The organism is Thalassospira sp. UBA1131, assembly GCF_002311515.1.
GTDB lineage: Bacteria > Pseudomonadota > Alphaproteobacteria > Rhodospirillales > Thalassospiraceae > Thalassospira.
In genome coordinates, this window is record NZ_DCAO01000093.1 from 133,397 (window position 1) to 133,607 (window position 211).

Genomic DNA, 211 nt, shown 5'->3' on the forward strand with positions numbered 1-211 from the left:
TGAAATGCAGGATATCCCGGCAATCGCCACGGCCGCGCATGCGCGCGATGTAAAGGTGATGCTTGATAACACTTGGGCATCCCCGATCCTGTGCCGCCCGTTCGAGTTGGGTGTTGATGTTTCGGTTCAGGCCGGCACCAAATACATTGTCGGTCACTCGGACGTCATGCTGGGCACCATCACGACCGCGACCGAGGAAGACCTTCTGACC

Annotated in this window: 1 protein-coding gene; it reads left to right on the forward strand. The window is 58.3% G+C overall.

Annotation, left to right across the window (positions count from 1 at the left end):
- Positions 1-211: PLP-dependent transferase (locus tag B3Z49_RS14685; RefSeq protein WP_296992227.1), on the forward strand; the 211-nt coding region annotated here is incomplete at both ends.